We start from the raw sequence: 18423 nt of genomic DNA, 5'->3' as shown, positions 1-18423 counted from the left end.
CTGCCGACAAATATCGTCATGGAACACACACAAAAAACAACCGATTTCTTTTATATCAGTGAATATGAGTGTCCGCCAATTTCAGCAAAAAAACTTTATCTCTGAAATGCAGCGCATCATGCTGAGTCATAACATCCAGCCCCAGCAGCTTGAACTGGAACTGACTGAATCTATTCTTATCCACAATACTGACGATACAAAAAGAAAATTATTCGAACTAAGAGAGATGGGTATTCGTCTTGCTATAGATGATTTTGGTACCGGCTATTCGTCTCTCCAATACCTGAAAAACTTACCTATCGATGTAATAAAAATCGACCAGTCATTTATCAATGATATTACGCTGGACGTCAACGACAGGGCTATCGTGCAAACCATCATATCGCTGGCTAAAAATCTTAACTTATGGGTAGTAGCAGAAGGTGTGGTTAATCAGGAACAATATGAATTTTTGAAGAAAAAAGACTGTGATAGCTACCAAGGATATTATTACAGCAAACCTATGCCTATGGCTGAATTACTCAGCGTGATTGAGCATAAGAAAAATGAGCTGTTAGCCGGTATAAACATCAAATACTAAAAAACCGATCTGTCTAATTAGATCGGCTTATTTAGGTCCGCTTAATTAAATGCACTTATTTAAAGCCCGGACTTACCACATTCCTGAAAAATTCTGAACGATTCGCATCAAAATTAGCATTTTTGATATTACTGATATCAATATTAATCGTATTTATTGTTCTTATTACTTGGTTATCCAAACTATTTTGAGTCACAGAATTCAATAACATATTAGTGAAATTTGCAGCCAGATCAGATGAAACCCCACGGCTGAGCGCAGAATTTTGTGGTAACTCAAAGTAGGTATAAAATGCTTCTATACCATTTTGATAAATCCTTCTATCAAAGCTGAAGTCAACAATCAATCCACTCGGCAGTGTAAAACCACCACGTAAAGTATCCAGTTCTTCATCAGATACTGTTTGCCAATTGCTACTTATTATGTGGTTATCCGCGTGATTATTAACGGGGCTACTAGCAACTTGCTTCCTTACCAGGCTACTCGCTTGGCTGGTTAACTGTGCTTTTTGTGAGAGTAACAGACCTTGGTCTGAGAGGTTTTCAGCAGAAAGATAGGTAGAGAAACACCCGCTTAATGCCATGATAAGCAGAGATAGTGCTCTTGCACTGATACGTTGAATAGTCATCTAAATGCCTCCCTACGGAAGATCAAACCCAAGAAAAATAAAAAATCTCTGCTTCCTGTTAAAAGTCCCAGTTTCCTGGTCGTAATATGTTAAATGTTCCTAAGCTGGCACGGCTTATCACGCTATCTAACGGCGCTTTTACACGAATACTCCACTCTCGGCTATTCTGAAAATATGCAGATGCAATATTTTGATAGTCTTCTATGAGAAACAAAATTCGTTGCCCCCACATCGTATTAAAATCATCCAGAGGTATCACCTTCACACCTACGGACGGGTCTCCTACCAGCACTTCTTTTTCGTTATATCCCTTAATGACAACGAAGTGCATATAGCCATTATTATTAATGATTGTTATAGCCGGTACTTTTAATTTATCAAGCGGCATTCGAAAACCATTAGATTTATAGCCGCGTCTCTCAAGAAAGCGCTTCATATCTAACATGGAAAAACCTTGCTGCTGTATTTTTGCTTTATCACCGTACTCAAACATATCTACGAACACACCTTGTTCGTTAATATCGTAGTCATAATGAAAAGTCAGCAGGCTGGCCAGTGCAGCAGAACCACAACTGAAATCATACTGCTGTTTGTAGGTTGTGGAAAATTTACGATCATTGAAGCTAACAACAGGAATTTTGTAATTTCCCCCTATTGAAAATCCACTTAACTCTATAGCTTGCACTTTAAAATTAATTAATAACAACATACAAAAAGACAAACCAACAACGAATATTCTCATAATCCATCTCCTGTATTATGGAGTAATCGTCACGTTAACGATGGTAGAGTCCTGAATGATAACGTTATTTCCTGTATTTTGAATAATAGAAAAAATACCACTCGCTTCAGTAAATGCGCTGTTATCAATAATATTAAAGCCTGTCACATTATTGATCGCTGTATTATTTGATAACTCCGCATCAATATTTGAATTCACAACGGTTGTAATATTTACAACCCCACCACGACCGCGAACGTTATCTAATTCGTCTAGCTGTACTGCATAGCTTGGCGTTGGGAATTGGTTTACATCCAGCGGAAGCGCGCTAAGCCCTCCAACATAACTAACTGCTAAGGGTATGATAAATACGTAAAGTTTTTTATTAAACTTCATCACACTCTCCCTTTTATTATTATGAAGGTTGCCGGCAAATGAGCCGACAACCTATTAGGTGATGACCAAATCAACACATGTTATTGGTTTACATTCACATTACCCTGGAAAGAAACCTGCTGTTGATTCAGAGCGTTAGCTCCAGTATTTTGGATATTTTGGTTGACACCAGCCGTACCATTGAATGATTCAGTGATATTGTTAGTTCCACAACACATTCCAGACTGAGCTTCTGCGTAACCGTATGTATTATTTGTAACGGTTCCCATCAAGTCGGAGTCATTTACGCTATAAGTGGTCGTTGCTGCACCACCGCCATTAGCAGAAGACGTACCCGTTCCATCTGAAGTTGAATAACTGTTATCACTGTGATCGCTGTTATCGCTGTTATCACTGTTGTCACTGTTATCGCTGTTATCTACGCTTGCTGTACTGTTATTGTTTGCTGCAGCCGATCCCATTGCGGATGCATTTGCGGCACTGTTATCACTGTTGTTACTGTTATCTGACGTTGCTGTACTTCCACCATTTGCAGCAGCTGAACCGGCAGCAGTAGCATGCGCCATGCTGTTATCAGAACTGTTGGAGTTATCAGAGTTATTTGAATTATCTGAAGTTGCAGTACTTCCACCATTTGCAGCAGCTGAACCGGCAGCCGAAGCACTCGCTGAACTGTTATCAGAACGATTTGACGTTGCAGTACTTCCGTTGTTTGCAACCGCATCCCTTCCTGTTGCAGAACTGTTATCAGCAGTACTGTTATCCGAGTTGTTGCTGTTGTCAGAGCTGTTGCTGTTATCGGAGTTGTTGCTGTTATCAGAATTGTTATCGGTGTTATTACTATTATCGGTATCAGTAGCGGTACCGCCATTATTTGCAACCGCGTTATTACCCGCTGCCGAACTATTATCAGAGTTGTCGTCGTTATCAGCGGTGCTGTTATCTGAATTATTGCTGTTATCAGAGTTGTTGCTGTTGTCAGAGTTGTTACTGTTGTCGTCGTTATCAGCGGTGCTGTTGTCCGAGTTGTTAGTGTTGTCTGAATTGTTGCTGTTATCAGAGTTATTACTGTTGTCGTCGTTATCAGCAGTACTGTTATCTGAATTGTTACTGTTATCTGAGTTGTTGCTGTTATCAGAGTTGTTACTGTTGTCGTCGTTATCAGCGGTGCTGTTGTCCGAGTTATTGGTATTATCTGAATTGTTACTGTTATCAGAGTTGTTACTGTTGTCGTCGTTATCAGCGGTGCTATTGTCTGAGTTATTAGTATTATCTGAATTGTTACTGTTGTCAGAGTTGTTACTGTTGTCGTCGTTATCAGCGGTGCTGTTGTCCGAGTTATTAGTATTATCTGAATTGTTGCTGTTATCAGAATTGTTACTGTTGTCGTCGTTATCAGCGGTGCTGTTGTCGCTATTATCAGTTCCTACAGCCGTTGAATTCTCATTAGCAGTACCAGAACCGTCACCACTGGTATCAGCACTGGCTGTAGCAGTTTGAGATTGTGCAGATTCAGTAGCTGTGTTAGTTGGGTTAGCCCACGCGCTGGTGGATGTTCCCAAGATAAGTGCAATACTAGCAGCTAGCAGTTTAGTATTAGTATTCATTTTGATGCTCCATTTATATTATTATTACCCGTCGTGGTTAATTGACTGCATGATCAAATAATATCAATCACCAAAGAACGGCGGCGGCGATATCCCAACGCAATCAGAATCAACCAAAACAACTCAAAAAAACATATAAGAAAAATCAAAAAGAAACTTAATAAAAAATCATAACCTTAAAAAAAATTGATTTACCTTTAAGTAAAACATACGTTTTAAAACCTTGAATTATTGATATATTGATTTATTGATTTATTGATTTTCATATCATATAGAAAATGATAATAGTAATTATTATCATCTAAGAGTATCCCATTGATACTAAGGGATATATTATAGTCAGCACTAATTTCATAACAAAAAGGTAGTATTATTACCTGACAAATACCTATAAAATAATTGATAATGCTAATATGAAAATTTTATAATTCAGATGCTATTCAATAACAACAAAAATAGAATAGTTTAAACGGAAGACATATATGGAAACTTCAAAAAAAAACTCTATATTGCTGATATCTAATGATAATTTCATTATCGGAATGTTAAATGGATATGGGCTTGCCAACCAGTTAACGGTGAGTACAAAACCTACCGAGGAACAGATTAGCCCCGATGAAGTAGAAAATTCATATAAATTGATAATTGTTGATATAAGAGATTTGGACAAAAAATCGACAAAATCCTATCTAAAAGTATTAGAGAAAATAAACAAGGATGGCAAAATACCTATCTGTGCTATTTTCAATCATGCTGATCAGCAAGATATCCAGGAAGAGTCATGGATAGATTTTTATTTAGAAGATCCGATAATGGAAAAGCTGGATGGGTATTTACGCGAGCATTTTAGTTATAATTTCCACCCCTTCCCTGACAGAAGAAACAATGACCGCAGAAACAGAGACCGCAGGAATGGTAACAATCATGAAGACCATGCAGAAGCGTCATCGGTAACTGGATCACAAAAGCTAAGCGTTAGCCGAAAAACACATCGTGACCATTATAAAACGGGACCATTTACTGTCAACATCAGTAGTCAGGCCGTTTATTTCAAAGAAAAAAATCTCAACCTGACACGTAAAGAGTTCAAACTCTTTACCTTGCTTGCAGCAGATATTGATCATATATTTACCCCACAAGAAATAATAAACCACCTGTGGCCAGAAAATAATCGTGCTAATAAGTCTGATCTTTACCAATACATGCACCTATTGCGCAAAAAAGTAGAGGTAGACCCTTACAGTCCGCACTGGATTATTACTTTAAAAGGAATAGGCTATCGGTTAAATATAAAACCACCTGTTGAAGGCATTAATACGGAAAGACAAAGTATAAGAAGCGTTTAAAAAAAATAGCCGCGTACTTATATGATTACACGGCTAAATTTTTATATCATTGATTGTAACTGACTATAATATGGACATTGGCACTCGCAGGCTAAGCCTGACATCCTGCGCATCTTCAGTTGTACCAATACCCAGCGATAAGTTTACGTTTGTTTTTTCTGATAGTCTCAAAGAATAGCCGATCGACAACTGCCCAATGTCTAACACACTTCCCTTAAGGTTGGCACCATCGACCTTTGTTTCAAAAACATGTTTATGCGAGTAGCCCAAACTAAAAGAAGAACGTTCGTTCAAAGAAAAACCCAATCCGAAACTCATGCCTATGGCATCCCCCGGGTTTACTTTGCCGACGCTTTCATCTGTTTCAGCACTGTAGCTGTAGCTTAGATTCCCAAAAAACACGCCAGGATCTGTAGGATAGAGCGCCGTTATACTCGGCTGGATACTCAGGTAGCCCGAACCCGTTGGTAGCTCTGTTGGAAACACAGCGCCGGGCGTCGACATAACATACTCAACATCATACGGACTGCTTCCTGTCGGTAACGTCACCGTTACGTTGCCAATAAATATTGGCCAGCCGTCATTACCGTTATTTAATTGGTAGCGCGCCGAAAATTCCAAATCACCAATCCCATGACCGCTGGCATTAAAGATCTCATCATCACCCACACCTATGCTGATCGGGCGTGAGCGCTGGCTGTCTGAGCGATACACATAGGGCAATTTAAATTCAAGCTCCAAACGCTCTGTCATACCATAGCGCGTGGTTAAACTGGCGAAGGTGCTATGGCGTTTTATTTCTCGTATATCGATAAGGCCAACCGCTAAAGCGGGTAAAAATGTGAACGCATCCAGAAAGACGCGGTTATTCGAATTAAATGAATACTCGATGGCAGGTTCGAGAATCAATTTGCCTTTCTTGGTCAGCACACCGCCAACATTATCGCTTAGCCTGGCTATTTCAGGCGGGGATACCTCTTCAGGCATTTGCGGCGGCTTTTGCCCGACAGGGCCAGAGGGCAGGTTTCTTCGGGGAGGGGTCTGAGACATCGCATCGAGCCTGGATTTCAACTCATCAATCTGTTGACCCTGCTGTGTTAACATCTTTTTTTGTATTTCAAATTGCTTTTGCTGCTCCATTAGAAGTTGTTTATATTGCTCTAATAGCGCTTCATCAGAAGCCGCTTCTGCAGAAAATACATTACCTGAATACAGTACGATCAAATAGATAACAGCACGACGCGAAAATATTCCGTAGCTGCTTTTACAGGCACTATTATTAATGCGCCTGTTAATACCCCTTTCAATGCCCCTGTTAATGCCATCCAAAAGATAATTCTTTTTATTTTTATTTCCCTTCATCTTAGCTCCCACCTCTTACCAACCAGCATCACGCATCAAAATAAAAGTCAAAAAGACCATTAAGCTTAAAATATCTCACAATTTAATTAATTTAACAATCTTATACTCGACAATATTAATTTGACGTTAAAACAAACGTTTAGCTACATAAAACACATAGACAAACTTTAATAAAAATTAATTTATTGAGTGTTTTTTGAGTACTTTTTGAGTTATTTTTTGAGTGATTTTTAAGTTATTTTAATTTATATAAGTTATTAGATTTACCCATCCATTTCATCGTTCAAATGTAACCATTCAAAAAGCATGCAGGCGCACGGCTTTTAAGCACTGCGACAAGTGAGCACGACAAGTAGTACGACTTCCCTATCTATGCTTCCTCTGCGCATTCTGTTTAGCGGACTCTACTGATGAAATCTCTTGATGAAATCTCTTGATGAAAGTCTCTTGATGAAACCAGCCTGATGAAACGGGCCTGATCAAGCTGGCCTGATGGACAAGCATCTTGATTGAAATAATGATCAAAAAATGTGCGATAGCGGCCTGGTATCCCTTTAACAGCCCTACTACCTTTGTAGATTATTTACATAATCAACGTTTTATTATCCTTAAGTGCATAGTCCAAGCGTATAACCGACATGACACTTCCGGTATAATTCTGTTCGAAAAATACAGATAAAAGGCTTGGACCAGTGGAGTAACCAGACCAAAAGTCAACTTACTTCAAGCCTGTGGCGATCAAGCTAAACTACTCGGGGATGAGAAATGACAACAACGAAACAAACGATATATTACACCCTTACTGACGAAGCTCCATCACTGGCTACCTGCTCTTTATTACCCATCGTTAGAACCTTTACAGCTGCTGCTGATATCGATGTCAAAATTAGCGATATTTCACTGGCAGGCCGAATTCTTTCAGCTTTCCCCGAACGTCTGACTGAAGATCAGAAAGTAGAAGATGGCTTGTCTTTTCTGGGTGAACTGACGCAGGATCCTGACGCTAATATCATTAAGCTACCAAACATCAGTGCTTCCATTCCTCAGTTGAGAGCCTGTATCGCTGAACTGCAATCTCAGGGATATGATATTCCAAGCTACCCTGAAGTAGCTCATGGAGATGAAGAAAAAGCACTCCAGGTACGTTATGGCAAGCTTCTTGGTAGTGCGGTTAACCCTGTACTGCGTGAAGGTAACTCTGATCGCCGCGCTCCCGCTGCGGTTAAAGCGTTCGTACGTAAATTTCCGCACTCTATGGGTAAATGGAGCAAAGCCTCTCGCACTCACGCTGACTATATGCGCGGTGGAGACTTCTTCTCTAGTGAACAGTCTGTCACTGTTGATAAAGAAACCGATGTGCGCATTGAGTTTGTCGCTAAAGATGGCAAGGTAACCGTTAAGAAAGAATTGCAGCTGGAACAGGGCGAAATTATTGACGGCATGTTTATGAGCTGCAAAGCGCTGCGTGAATTCTTTGAAGAGACTCTGAACGATGCTAAAGAAAGCGGCGTTATGTGGTCGCTGCACGTTAAAGCAACGATGATGAAGGTCTCTCACCCGATCGTATTTGGTCATGCGGTGACAGTTTTCTATAAAGACTTGTTCGAAAAACATGGCGAGCTATTTAAAGAGCTTGAAGTTAACCCAAACAATGGTCTGGGCAGCGTATACGATAAAATTGCCAGCCTGCCACGTTCTCAGCGTGAAGAGATCGAAGAAGATATCCAGGCTTGCTACGCTACTCGCCCAGAAATGGCGATGGTTGATTCTGTTAAAGGTATCTCAAACCTTCACGTACCCAGCGATGTCATCGTCGATGCATCTATGCCTGCAATGATCCGTAGCTCTGGTCAGATGTGGGGACCTGATGGAAAGCAGAAAGATACTAAAGCAGTCATGCCTGAAAGTACTTACTCTCGCATCTACCAGGAAATGATTAACTTCTGCAAAACTAACGGAGCATTTGATCCAACCACAATGGGTACCGTACCTAACGTTGGTTTAATGGCTAAAAAAGCAGAAGAATACGGCTCACACGATAAAACATTTGAGATGATTGAAGATGGTACCATGCGTATCGTTGATGCTGCCGGTACTGTTCTGACTCAGCATGAAGTTGAGAAAGGTGATATCTGGCGCGCATGCCAGACTAAAGATGAGCCTGTACGTGACTGGGTTAAACTAGCCGTAACACGTGCCCGCCAGTCTGATACACCTGCCATTTTCTGGTTGGATCCTGAACGTGCTCACGACATGGAACTGGCCAAAAAAGTTGAAACTTATCTCCAGGATCATGACACCACAGGTCTGGATATCCGTATCATGTCTTATGACGAAGCGATTCGTTTATCCATGGAACGCCAGATCCGCGGAAAAGACACTATTTCCGTTACCGGTAACGTCCTGCGTGACTACCTGACTGACCTGTTCCCAATCATGGAACTGGGTACGTCCGCTAAGATGCTGTCTATCGTTCCGATGCTTAAAGGCGGTGGCATGTACGAAACAGGCGCTGGCGGTTCTGCACCTAAACACGTACAGCAGGTTGAAGAAGAAAACCACCTGCGCTGGGATTCACTGGGTGAATTCATGGCATTAGCGGTTTCTCTTGAAGATATGGGCATCAAAAAGAATAACCCACGTGCGACTGTTCTGTCTAAAACACTGGATCAAGCCACCGGAAAATTGTTAGAAAATAACAAGTCGCCGTCGCGCAAAACCGGTGAACTGGACAACCGTGGCAGCCACTTTTATCTGGGTTTGTACTGGGCTCAGGCCGTTGCAGCACAAACAGAAGATAAAGAATTGGCAAACCTGTTTGCACCGTTGGCTAAAACATTAGCTGATAACGAAGACACTATTGTCGGCGAACTCAGCGCAGTTCAGGGCCGCCCTGCTGAACTGGATGGTTACTACCACGCTAAACGTGACACGGTAAAACGCGTCATGCGCCCAAGTGCTACGCTAAATAAAGTGCTTGCGTCAGCTCATCAGTAAATTGACCTCTGGTAATTTCTAACTGAAATAACCACTAAAAGCCCGCAAGGCCACAACCTTGCGGGCTTTTTAATCTCTGCATAAAACTTTATACTGAATTTTTGGCCTGTAGCCCGGCATCAAACTATTTCCCTGTACACGATATCAATTACCGATCACGATACTTAAATAGTAAGCAATCCACTTTCTGATCTTGTATTGAGACACAACCTGTTATGAGCATCACAGCTGAACAACTATCATTACTTCATACACACTCATTGACACCCCATTTACAAAAACTACATGAACTGCTTTGGCTAAACCCGCTGCTGACAAATTTTAAATCCATACAAAATAGCCTTGTCTTAAACGGAGCCAACATCGAAGATGCTGCCAGCCGCCTGACAAGATTCGCACCCTACATCGCGGCAGCCTTCCCGGAAACAGCCATTAGTCACGGCTTGATAGAATCCCCTTTACGCGCCATCCCCAACGCTCAGCACGCCCTTTCGAGGATTGCCGGCATCTCCCTGCCAGGTAAACTCTGGATGAAATGCGACAGCCACCTGCCAGTATCAGGCTCTATCAAAGCACGTGGCGGTATTTACGAGGTGCTTAAACATGCAGAGACTCTTGGCATTGCTGCAGGTTTTTTAGATAAAAATTCAGATTATCGGATATTAAACACGCCAGAGTTACGAGATTTCTTTTTTAAGCACAGCATCATAGTTGGCTCTACCGGTAATCTTGGGCTCAGCATAGGAATTATCAGCGCCAAGCTCGGCTTTAACGTGACAGTGCATATGTCTGCAGATGCCCGCCAGTGGAAAAAGGATCTGCTACGCAGTAAAGGTGTGACGGTCGTCGAGCATGCCGATGATTACAGCAAAGCGGTTGAACAGGGCCGTGAACAGGCCAGACAAACACCACTTGCTCACTTTATCGATGATGAAAACTCTCAGGATCTCTTTTTAGGATACAGCGTTGCTGCTTTACGCCTGCAAAAACAACTGGAAGAGCAGCAGATCATTGTTGATGAAGAACACCCTTTGTTTGTCTACCTGCCGTGTGGCGTAGGAGGAGGCCCTGGCGGTGTAGCATTTGGTTTAAAACACGTTTTTGGCGACAACGTTCACTGCTTTTTTGCCGAACCTACCCATTCACCCTGCATGCTGCTGGGTATGTACTCAGGGCTTCATGACCAGGTTAGCGTGCAAGATATTGGCATTGATAATAAAACCTGCGCTGATGGCCTGGCGGTTGGTCGCCCTTCAGCATTTGTGGGTAAATTCATGGAACCGTTACTCAGCGGAATTTACACGGTCAGTGATGAAAATATGTACCGGCTGCTTAAATTGCTGAAAGATACCGAGCAACTCTCTTTGGAGCCATCTGCACTGGCAAGCTTGCCGGGCATTATCAATATACTGTCTAAAGGCAGTGCCTACTTAAAACAACACAAGCTAGAAGACAAAATGGAGCACGCCACGCATATAAGCTGGGCTACCGGCGGCAGTATGGTGCCCAAAGAGGAACAAAACAGATATTACCAGACCGCTACACAGTTAACGTAACCTGCGCTGATGGCCCATTGAGTACGATCACTCATAATTAATCACAGCCATTTTTTCTTTTTGAAATAAACAAGCAATACCGCGGGGATAGTGATAAATGCCACCCACAATGCCGGATAAGCCCATTTCCAATGCAGCTCCGGCATGTACTCAAAATTCATTCCATAGATACCCGCCAGAAAGGTCAATGGAATGAAAATTGATGCAAAGACCGTCAACACCTTCATCACTTCGTTCATTTTATTACTGATGCTGGAAATATAGATCTCCAGCAAGCCTGACAATATATCCCGATACGACTCAACAGATTCAATCACACGCAAAGAGTGGTCAGAAACATCGCGCAGATACAGATAAGTTTGTTCATGAATTAACGGAGATTCGCTACGCAGCATCGCCGCCAGCATCTCCCGTACCGGTGACATGTTCCTTCTGACATTAATCATCTCTCTTTTAAGGCGCTGAATCTGATTCAGAGTCGCGGGCGTGGGGTTATCATAAACATCACTCTCCACCAGAATAACCGTTTCATCTAATGCATCGATCAGCAAGAAACCCTGATCCACAATGCTGTCCAATACAGCATAGGTCAGATAATCGGAACCTGAACTTCTGAGCCGACCTTTGCTGTTTCTTAGTTGCTTCAACAAGGGGTTGAACAAATCATCCGTTTTCTCTTTAAACATCAGCACAACATTACGCAGCACTAAAAGACTTATCTGCTCATAGTTAACCGAAAACTCTCCCTTTTCTGGCATCAAACACTTTAAAACGATGAAGAGATAATCGTCATATTCTTCAAATTTGGCTCTTTGGTGTGTATTAAGAATATCCTCAAGTACCAGCGGATGAATATCGAACATTTTTCCGACATCCTCTACAACACCCACATCCGTCAAGCCCTCAATAATCACCCAGGTTATGCTACTGCTGTTTCTGTACTGGCGAAGTTCATCAATTGACTGAATGCTATGCTCATTGGCGTACTCGCTCGTGTAGTCGACGACAAATAGCCTGGTAACCGCTTCATGAACATTACCTACATGCACCAAAGCGCCGGGCGGCATCCCCAACTTATCAGACACAGTACTTAACGAATCAGACATTACACTCTACTCAGAATAGGTTTGCGATAAAAATAGCACGATCCATAATTCAACGGTAAATTCGCTATCAATTCAATGCCTCAATTCAAAGCATAAGTCTCTTCAAGCCAGGGAAATAACTCTCTTTCTTCGAAGCGCACATGAGCCTTTAGCAAATCAGCAAACACACTCAGCTTATCCAACTCTTGCGCGTCGATATAATCACGAATGGACTGATGATCCTGCAACATATGCTGTATAAGATGATGCTGTGAGGACACGCCCAACTCATGTAAAAAATAGCGCTCCTCCTCTTCGAAATGAGGCAACAGAGCAGCGACTAATAAAGGCTTAAACGTCAACCACTGCTGCAACTGCTTATCTGAAGGCGCATTAAATATCTCCTTTAAACGCTTACTAAAAACCAGTGCCTGATGATGCTCACGACTTAACGGCGTAAGGGTTAATGATCGTTTCATGTAGACATCCCAAGTTATTAAAATGTATTAATAATATATCATTATTATCAATATGACTGGACTCATATTCTCAACTACCTGTTTCCAACTACATATATTCACTGATGCCTGAGTCGCAGAAGCGCTTCGTTCATTGAATCTGATTTTCGACAGTGTTGACTACGAATTTTCGTAAAAAATCTAAAATACCTTGCACTACCAGAGACTTATGATAGAATTCGCGCCTCATAACGGTCAGGTGTCCGAGTGGCCGAAGGAGCACGCCTGGAAAGTGTGTATACCGCAAGGTATCGAGGGTTCGAATCCCTCCCTGACCGCCATTTACTTAGCTTAAGTATTTGACTTCACTCGATATTTTTTACCCCCCCCTCATATAGATGCATACGTTGACCCATGCTTTTGTTCTGGCTTGTATCATCCTGTATTGTCTTGATCTCTTTCCTCTCTGCATTTTCTCCTTAACTCTGACTGCATTCCCACAACAATCTTTTATTATTGCTGATCACCGTACGATTAAATCACCAAAGCTCAATTCGTAAGCTAACTCAAATTACTCTTAATTACCTACCCATGACGTTCGTCAAAACCAATACCTTCCCCATACCCTGCCATCGGTAGACTTTCTTACAATTCCGACCTCGACAGTACATTTACCTGTCCAGACCAGACTGCGGACTGCGGACTGCGGACTGCACAAGTTTGTATTATTTAATTACGAGAAAATGTTGAGTATCCCGACACGATGACTGGCATCAATTTCGCTGGTGATATTCTCAACAGAATGAAATTTGGAATGATGGCCTAATCATGCAAGTTTATGACCTCAAAGATTGGCGAGCTTCGTGAGTTTAATAATCTATGGCAGTTTGAATATGATGCTCTGTGGTCGGAGTTCGACCTGCGCCCTCAACTACCCCGAAAGACCAGTCTATTTATCGATGGCGCATCAATCCGGCCTGTGCAGTGGTTCTTTGATAACCTACTACCTGAAGAAGGCGCAAGAGAACTGCTCGCTAGTGGAGCAAAGATCGATAAGGCAGATGCTTTTGGTTTGCTTAAAACATTCGGCGCTGAATCAGCAGGCGCACTGACCCTGCTACCACCCAATGAAGAACCGGGTATCGGTTCAACATATTGGTAGGCAACAGCGATGACCACCTAATAAACCTTTCATTTTTTCTTGATGGATCCAGGCTAACACTCACTCCTCTGTTCGACCAACTCTCAACAGCCGTTTATGCTGTCGGGAACGCATGGGGAGCTGACGCTCTAGTATGGCCAGTTGGCCATGCAAAGATATACAGCCAGATCACCCTAAACGACATCCACATGCTTGCGGCTTCTCTCAAATTATCTGAAAGATATGCCAATAGTATCCTGCAACGATTTTGCAGTCGGATATGTGAGTGTGCGGACCAGTTGATTGCAATTCATCAATCTAACAACTCACCCGGGCTAGCAAAGGAAGGACAGTCAGCACTGCTTCGATCGATTCGCTATGGTGTTATTAATGATATGGCCATACAACTGACAAGTGCTACATAGAACATGGCTAGTGGAGATAAGCCATATCTGATTATCTGTTTATTGACCTATTTTCCCGGTTAGCCCGCTTTACGGCTGCAGCGCGCGCTTGCTTGACTCTGGCTGATAAACCTGTGGTGTGCCTGGGCTTAGTGAACGATAGCGCAGTCTGGCGTTTTTTGTTGGGTTTGGCAGAATTAACCGGTCCTGAAAATTAATTTCCAAATAATATAGTGAGCGAACACTGCATCTAATTCATAATATTTTTTAATTATTCAGGCTATTAAATATCCGGCAACATTTTTTATGTAGATTCATTTAAAAAACACCTCTGATGATTTATTTTTTGCGTCGAGCTAATATAAAAAGAGCGCTCATATGAGCGCTCTAAATAAAAAAATCAGGAATCAGAAAGTCTTTTCGCTTTCTTATCTCGTCGTTTTTCTTTCAATGTTTTAGACGGTTGCTTTTTCTCTCTATTATCTTTAGCCATGACAAAATCTCCAAAAAATTTCTGCTTAAGCCAAGAGCCGCCGCCATTACTTTCACAGAGTTTCTTAACGGATACATTCGCGGCAAGATAAATACTTCAAGGCCAAGTTCCTCCATAAAAAATTCTTAAAGTCTATTTATTAACAATCTTAAGGAGCTTGCAATCAATGCTACTATTTAAAATATTGACGCTAAAACACTCTCCTTTGGAGCGCCCTAACAAAGCACTGCCCAGTGGAGACAACACAGAAATGTTTTTTTCATCACCCGGCACTTTATCGGCATTCACCAGTGTCAGTTGTAGCTTTTCCTGTGTATCGACAAAACTTATGAGTACTGTATCGCCTATATTAGCCTGGTTAAGCGATTGATTTTCCAAGCTATCAAGCACATTAAACACTGAAAGCAGATGATAAGGCTTAGAATAGCTAAGCGAATCATTCGCTAATATATAGCGGTATAATTTATTAATCAGATAGCGGTAATTGGATAAAGGTATTGCGAACATTATCATCTCCCATTGTACAATTTGTGTAAAAAGTACTCGCCGAGAGGTGCTAGCCTCCCGGCCTAATGCGGGAAGGCGATATAATAATCAGGTATCAAGTATTTTTTCAACATGGTATTTACAGTCAGTCCTGCATGAATTAACTACCAGCATACCTGTTAAAATATAAAAGGCAAGCCACTACCCCTCAATTATTAGCAACTGACCTCCTCTCTCCTTTATCCGAATGTATTGCACTTACAGATCTTAAACGCCCCTCATTTAAAAACTTTACTAATCGAAAAGTTAATATAAATAAGTAAACGAATAAGCATAGCCTTATTTCTTAGTGCGCCACTAAGAAGCAAGTCGTTAGTAATAGGTAGTTATAAACAGATAGTTATAAACAGATAGTTAGCAGCAAGTAGTTAACCCGCGTTTCTACGGATTTCACTGTTTAATGCAGAACCGAGGCGATTAAAATAATGCTGAAACGCCCGGTTAATTCGCTCACGCTGTTTGCCCACTGGATACAGGCCTTGCTGTGCTTCAGTGGTTGCTTTAGTTCCTGACACTAAAAAGTTGTTCGTAATAGCAGCATCTTGAATAAACGCTTCAAATGCACGGGCACATAATTCTTCTGGCTGGCTGTAATACACTTGCTTCATGGCCTTGTCGACCCGTGCTGATACCTGAAACAACGGACTCGGTGATTTCCCATCTTCATCTAACATAATACTTCTGAAACAAGCGTACAGATCATCATTCAGCGGGTGAACTACGGGCGTTGCTTCTGATAACCACGCTGTGGAAGCAAACATTCCTGAAGGCGCATCATCAAATGCTGTAGCTCCCAGGTAGTGATCAAGCGCATGAAACCACTCGTGTGCAATACTGCCAGGGCCTGCGTTTTTAGCCAATGAAAAGCATCGCATCGACGGTTGATAGTGAGCCGAGACTCCGGGCCGCCCACCAATACCGTATTGTAGAGACAAGGTTCCGCGCAAAGAGATCAAGGGCTCAGGGCACTGCAATATGCTCATCAGATCAACAAGAGCATCATAAAATAGCCCGGCAGCCCGGACTTGCTCAGGCTGCGTTACCCAGCGTCCGATTCGAATGGAGCTGAAATCAAAGCGTTGCCTGACGTCTACGAAGCTAACGGGCAGACCCTGCCGGATATCGGGGCCATGCCGATAAAATTCCCGCGATAATGTCATTATAATTTTGAAGCCATACAGATTACTCAGTTTCAATTATTTTCTATGATGCCAAATGCCGCTGACATCCAAGACATAACCATACAAAATCAACCCAAAAAAAACAAAAAAAGGCCACTCAATGAGCAGCCCAAAACTAAAACCTGAAAGATGTCTACCAGCTGATATTAGTCAGCCTGACGACGCAAAAAAGCCGGTATATCCAGGAAGTCCATATCATCGGTTCCTGTCTTTTTCGCCGGAGCATGCATCATTTCGTTTTCTTTCTGATCCGGCACGCTGCCACCACGCTGACGCGCTTCAGAGCGATTACGTAATACCGTTGGCAGTTCAAGTTGATTAAAGTCTGCTGCGGATGAAACAACACGCGTGGTAGTGCCGCCGTTTACGACTCTCAACTCTTCAGTCTGAGCCTGGCCCAACCCCGTAGCCACAACCGTCACACGTAACTCATCAGTCAAGTCCGGATCAATAACCGTACCCACAACAATAGTTGCGTTATCTGATGCATATTCTTCAACAATATTACCCACTTCAGAGAACTCACCCAGACTTAAATCCAGACCCGCTGTAATATTTACCAAAATACCGCGCGCACCTTTAAGGTCAACATCTTCGAGTAGTGGACTATTGATCGCAGCTAAGGTGGCCACGGTAGCGCGGTCATCCCCTTTTGCAGCGCCTGTGCCCATCATCGCCATGCCCATTTCGGACATTACAGTACGAACATCTGCAAAGTCGACGTTGATCATACCCGGGCGCGTGATCAGGTCTGCGATCCCCTGGACAGCACCGCGTAATACATCGTTAGCGGTATTAAATGCATTAATCAGGCTGCAGTTACGACCCAATACCTGCATCAATTTTTCGTTAGGAATGATGATTAATGAATCAACATTCTCTTTTAATTGCTGAATACCTTCTTCAGCAATTTTCATGCGCTTACGGCCTTCAAACGGGAAAGGCTTGGTCACAACCGCAACCGTCAGAATACCCAGTTCTTTAGCCACTTCAGCTACGATTGGCGCCGCACCTGTACCTGTACCACCCCCCATACCTGCGGTGATGAATACCATATCAGCACCGGTAATCATTTCGGCAATCTGTTCACGGTCTTCTATCGCTGCCTGACGACCCACTTCAGGGTCTGCACCTGCACCCAAACCTTTGGTAAGCTCACCACCAATCTGAATAACGGCACGAGACAGCATATTCTGCAAAGCCTGTGAGTCAGTATTCGCACAAATAAACTCTACACCTTCTACATCGGTGTTTAGCATGTGCTGTACGGCGTTTCCGCCGCCACCGCCAACGCCAATCACCTTAATGACGGCATTTTGTGGCAGACTATCAACCAGTTCGAACATAATCCAATCTCCTTCAGGTTTGCACTTTTCGTCAGCGTAACGACAGCTGTACAGCGCTATTTTATATTTTTAAAATACACATTATCTCAACTGCTTTTAGTAAGCGACTGAGGCTAAAAATTTCCTTTAAACCAATCTTTTACCCGGCTGACAAGCCCAGGGCCTTCATAGACTGGTTTTGCAACAACCGGCGCTGTAGCACGCTTCTCACCCGCCAGCACCTCTGCTTTAGAAGGCATACGTACCGATGAGGCACTGCCCGCCTGCCCACCCTGACTGGCGTAATGCAGTAAACCAATACCGGTCGCAAAAATCGGGTTATGCAGAATGTCGTCCATTCCGCGAACACCCTGCGGCATGGCCAAACGTACCGGCATATGGAATATCTCTTCTGCCAGTTCGACCACGCCTTCCATTTTCGCGGTACCGCCGGTTAACACAATGCCGGCGGCCACTAAATCTTCAAATCCACTGCGGCGTAATTCTGCCTGCACCATGGACAATAACTCGTCATACCGTGGTTCAACCACTTCGGCCAGCGCTTGACGGGACAGGTCACGCGGTGGTCTATCACCG

18 protein-coding genes and 1 tRNA gene are annotated in these 18423 nt (G+C 42.7%); 8 read left to right on the top strand and 11 right to left on the bottom strand.

Going from position 1 to position 18423, the window contains the following annotated elements; translation table 11 throughout:
- Positions 1-580 (top strand): EAL domain-containing protein (locus tag ABY436_RS13505; protein ID WP_372739485.1); only part of this gene is annotated, 580 nt, incomplete at its 5' end.
- A gap of 55 nt (positions 581-635) precedes the next feature.
- Here ABY436_RS13505 and ABY436_RS13500 read toward each other — a convergent pair.
- From ABY436_RS13500 to ABY436_RS13485, 4 genes are all read right to left on the bottom strand, one after another.
- The gene (locus tag ABY436_RS13500) at positions 636-1208 is read right to left on the bottom strand and encodes a hypothetical protein (protein WP_372739484.1); all 573 of its coding nucleotides are present in this window, start codon (positions 1206-1208) and stop codon (positions 636-638) included.
- A gap of 58 nt (positions 1209-1266) precedes the next feature.
- Entirely contained in the window at positions 1267-1950 is a 684-nt protein-coding gene (locus ABY436_RS13495) for a C39 family peptidase (RefSeq protein WP_372739483.1), read from the bottom strand.
- Between the two features lie 15 nt (positions 1951-1965).
- A complete protein-coding gene (locus tag ABY436_RS13490) occupies positions 1966-2325 on the bottom strand; it encodes a hypothetical protein (protein WP_372739482.1) in 360 nt (119 codons plus the stop codon).
- Positions 2326-2405: 80 nt separating this feature from the next.
- On the bottom strand, positions 2406-2891 hold the full coding sequence (locus tag ABY436_RS13485) for a hypothetical protein (protein WP_372739481.1): 486 nt from the start codon (positions 2889-2891) through the stop codon (positions 2406-2408).
- Here ABY436_RS13485 and ABY436_RS13480 point away from each other — a divergent pair.
- Both ABY436_RS13480 and ABY436_RS13475 read left to right on the top strand, forming a co-directional pair.
- On the top strand, positions 2890-3825 hold the full coding sequence (locus tag ABY436_RS13480) for a hypothetical protein (protein WP_372739480.1): 936 nt from the start codon (positions 2890-2892) through the stop codon (positions 3823-3825). The two genes, ABY436_RS13485 and ABY436_RS13480, sit on opposite strands and share 2 nt — an antisense overlap.
- Before the next feature lie 589 nt (positions 3826-4414).
- On the top strand, positions 4415-5278 hold the full coding sequence (locus ABY436_RS13475; RefSeq protein ID WP_372739479.1) for a helix-turn-helix domain-containing protein: 864 nt from the start codon (positions 4415-4417) through the stop codon (positions 5276-5278).
- Positions 5279-5341: 63 nt separating this feature from the next.
- Here the strand turns inward: ABY436_RS13475 and ABY436_RS13470 are convergent, their stop codons facing one another.
- Positions 5342-6640 (bottom strand): transporter, encoded by a 1299-nt coding sequence (locus tag ABY436_RS13470; RefSeq protein WP_372739478.1) that lies wholly within the window; start codon positions 6638-6640, stop codon positions 5342-5344.
- A gap of 765 nt (positions 6641-7405) precedes the next feature.
- On the opposite strand from ABY436_RS13470, the gene ABY436_RS13465 reads away from it, so the two are divergent.
- Positions 7406-9637 (top strand): NADP-dependent isocitrate dehydrogenase, encoded by a 2232-nt coding sequence (locus ABY436_RS13465; RefSeq protein WP_372739477.1) that lies wholly within the window; start codon positions 7406-7408, stop codon positions 9635-9637.
- Positions 9638-9852: 215 nt separating this feature from the next.
- Complete coding sequence (locus tag ABY436_RS13460; protein ID WP_372739476.1) at positions 9853-11193, top strand: D-serine ammonia-lyase; 1341 nt, start codon at positions 9853-9855, stop codon at positions 11191-11193.
- A 41-nt stretch (positions 11194-11234) separates the two neighbouring features.
- Here the strand turns inward: ABY436_RS13460 and corA are convergent, their stop codons facing one another.
- A complete protein-coding gene (gene corA / locus ABY436_RS13455; protein ID WP_372739475.1) occupies positions 11235-12299 on the bottom strand; it encodes a magnesium/cobalt transporter CorA in 1065 nt (354 codons plus the stop codon).
- Between the two features lie 80 nt (positions 12300-12379).
- Positions 12380-12757: a hemerythrin domain-containing protein gene (locus tag ABY436_RS13450; RefSeq protein ID WP_090726787.1), complete on the bottom strand. Its 378-nt coding sequence runs from the start codon at positions 12755-12757 to the stop codon at positions 12380-12382.
- 232 nt (positions 12758-12989) lie between these two features.
- Between ABY436_RS13450 and ABY436_RS13445 the strand changes: the two genes are divergently transcribed.
- From ABY436_RS13445 to ABY436_RS13435, 3 genes are all read left to right on the top strand, one after another.
- Positions 12990-13077: transfer RNA gene (locus ABY436_RS13445), tRNA-Ser, on the top strand.
- A 497-nt stretch (positions 13078-13574) separates the two neighbouring features.
- Positions 13575-13898 carry a HipA N-terminal domain-containing protein gene (locus tag ABY436_RS13440; RefSeq protein ID WP_372739474.1) on the top strand — a complete coding sequence of 108 codons (324 nt, stop codon included), beginning with the start codon at positions 13575-13577 and terminating at the stop codon, positions 13896-13898.
- Positions 13892-14302: a HipA domain-containing protein gene (locus ABY436_RS13435; protein WP_372739473.1), complete on the top strand. Its 411-nt coding sequence runs from the start codon at positions 13892-13894 to the stop codon at positions 14300-14302. Before ABY436_RS13440 ends, ABY436_RS13435 begins: the two co-directional genes overlap by 7 nt.
- A gap of 604 nt (positions 14303-14906) precedes the next feature.
- On the opposite strand, the gene ABY436_RS13430 is transcribed toward ABY436_RS13435, so the two are convergent.
- The 4 genes from ABY436_RS13430 to ABY436_RS13415 all read right to left on the bottom strand — a co-directional run.
- On the bottom strand, positions 14907-15281 hold the full coding sequence (locus tag ABY436_RS13430; protein WP_372739471.1) for a GreA/GreB family elongation factor: 375 nt from the start codon (positions 15279-15281) through the stop codon (positions 14907-14909).
- Positions 15282-15688: 407 nt separating this feature from the next.
- Positions 15689-16480, bottom strand: a complete 792-nt coding sequence (locus ABY436_RS13425; RefSeq protein ID WP_372739470.1) for a CLCA_X family protein — start codon at positions 16478-16480, stop codon at positions 15689-15691.
- Positions 16481-16647: 167 nt separating this feature from the next.
- Positions 16648-17847 (bottom strand): cell division protein FtsZ, encoded by a 1200-nt coding sequence (ftsZ, locus tag ABY436_RS13420; RefSeq protein ID WP_372739469.1) that lies wholly within the window; start codon positions 17845-17847, stop codon positions 16648-16650.
- Positions 17848-17960: 113 nt separating this feature from the next.
- On the bottom strand, positions 17961-18423 hold a 463-nt coding region (locus ABY436_RS13415), incomplete at its 5' end, for a cell division FtsA domain-containing protein (protein ID WP_372739468.1).

The organism is Neptunomonas sp. (assembly GCF_041601355.1).
Lineage (GTDB): Bacteria > Pseudomonadota > Gammaproteobacteria > Pseudomonadales > Balneatricaceae > Neptunomonas.
This window is presented reverse-complemented; position numbering and strand designations above follow the sequence as displayed.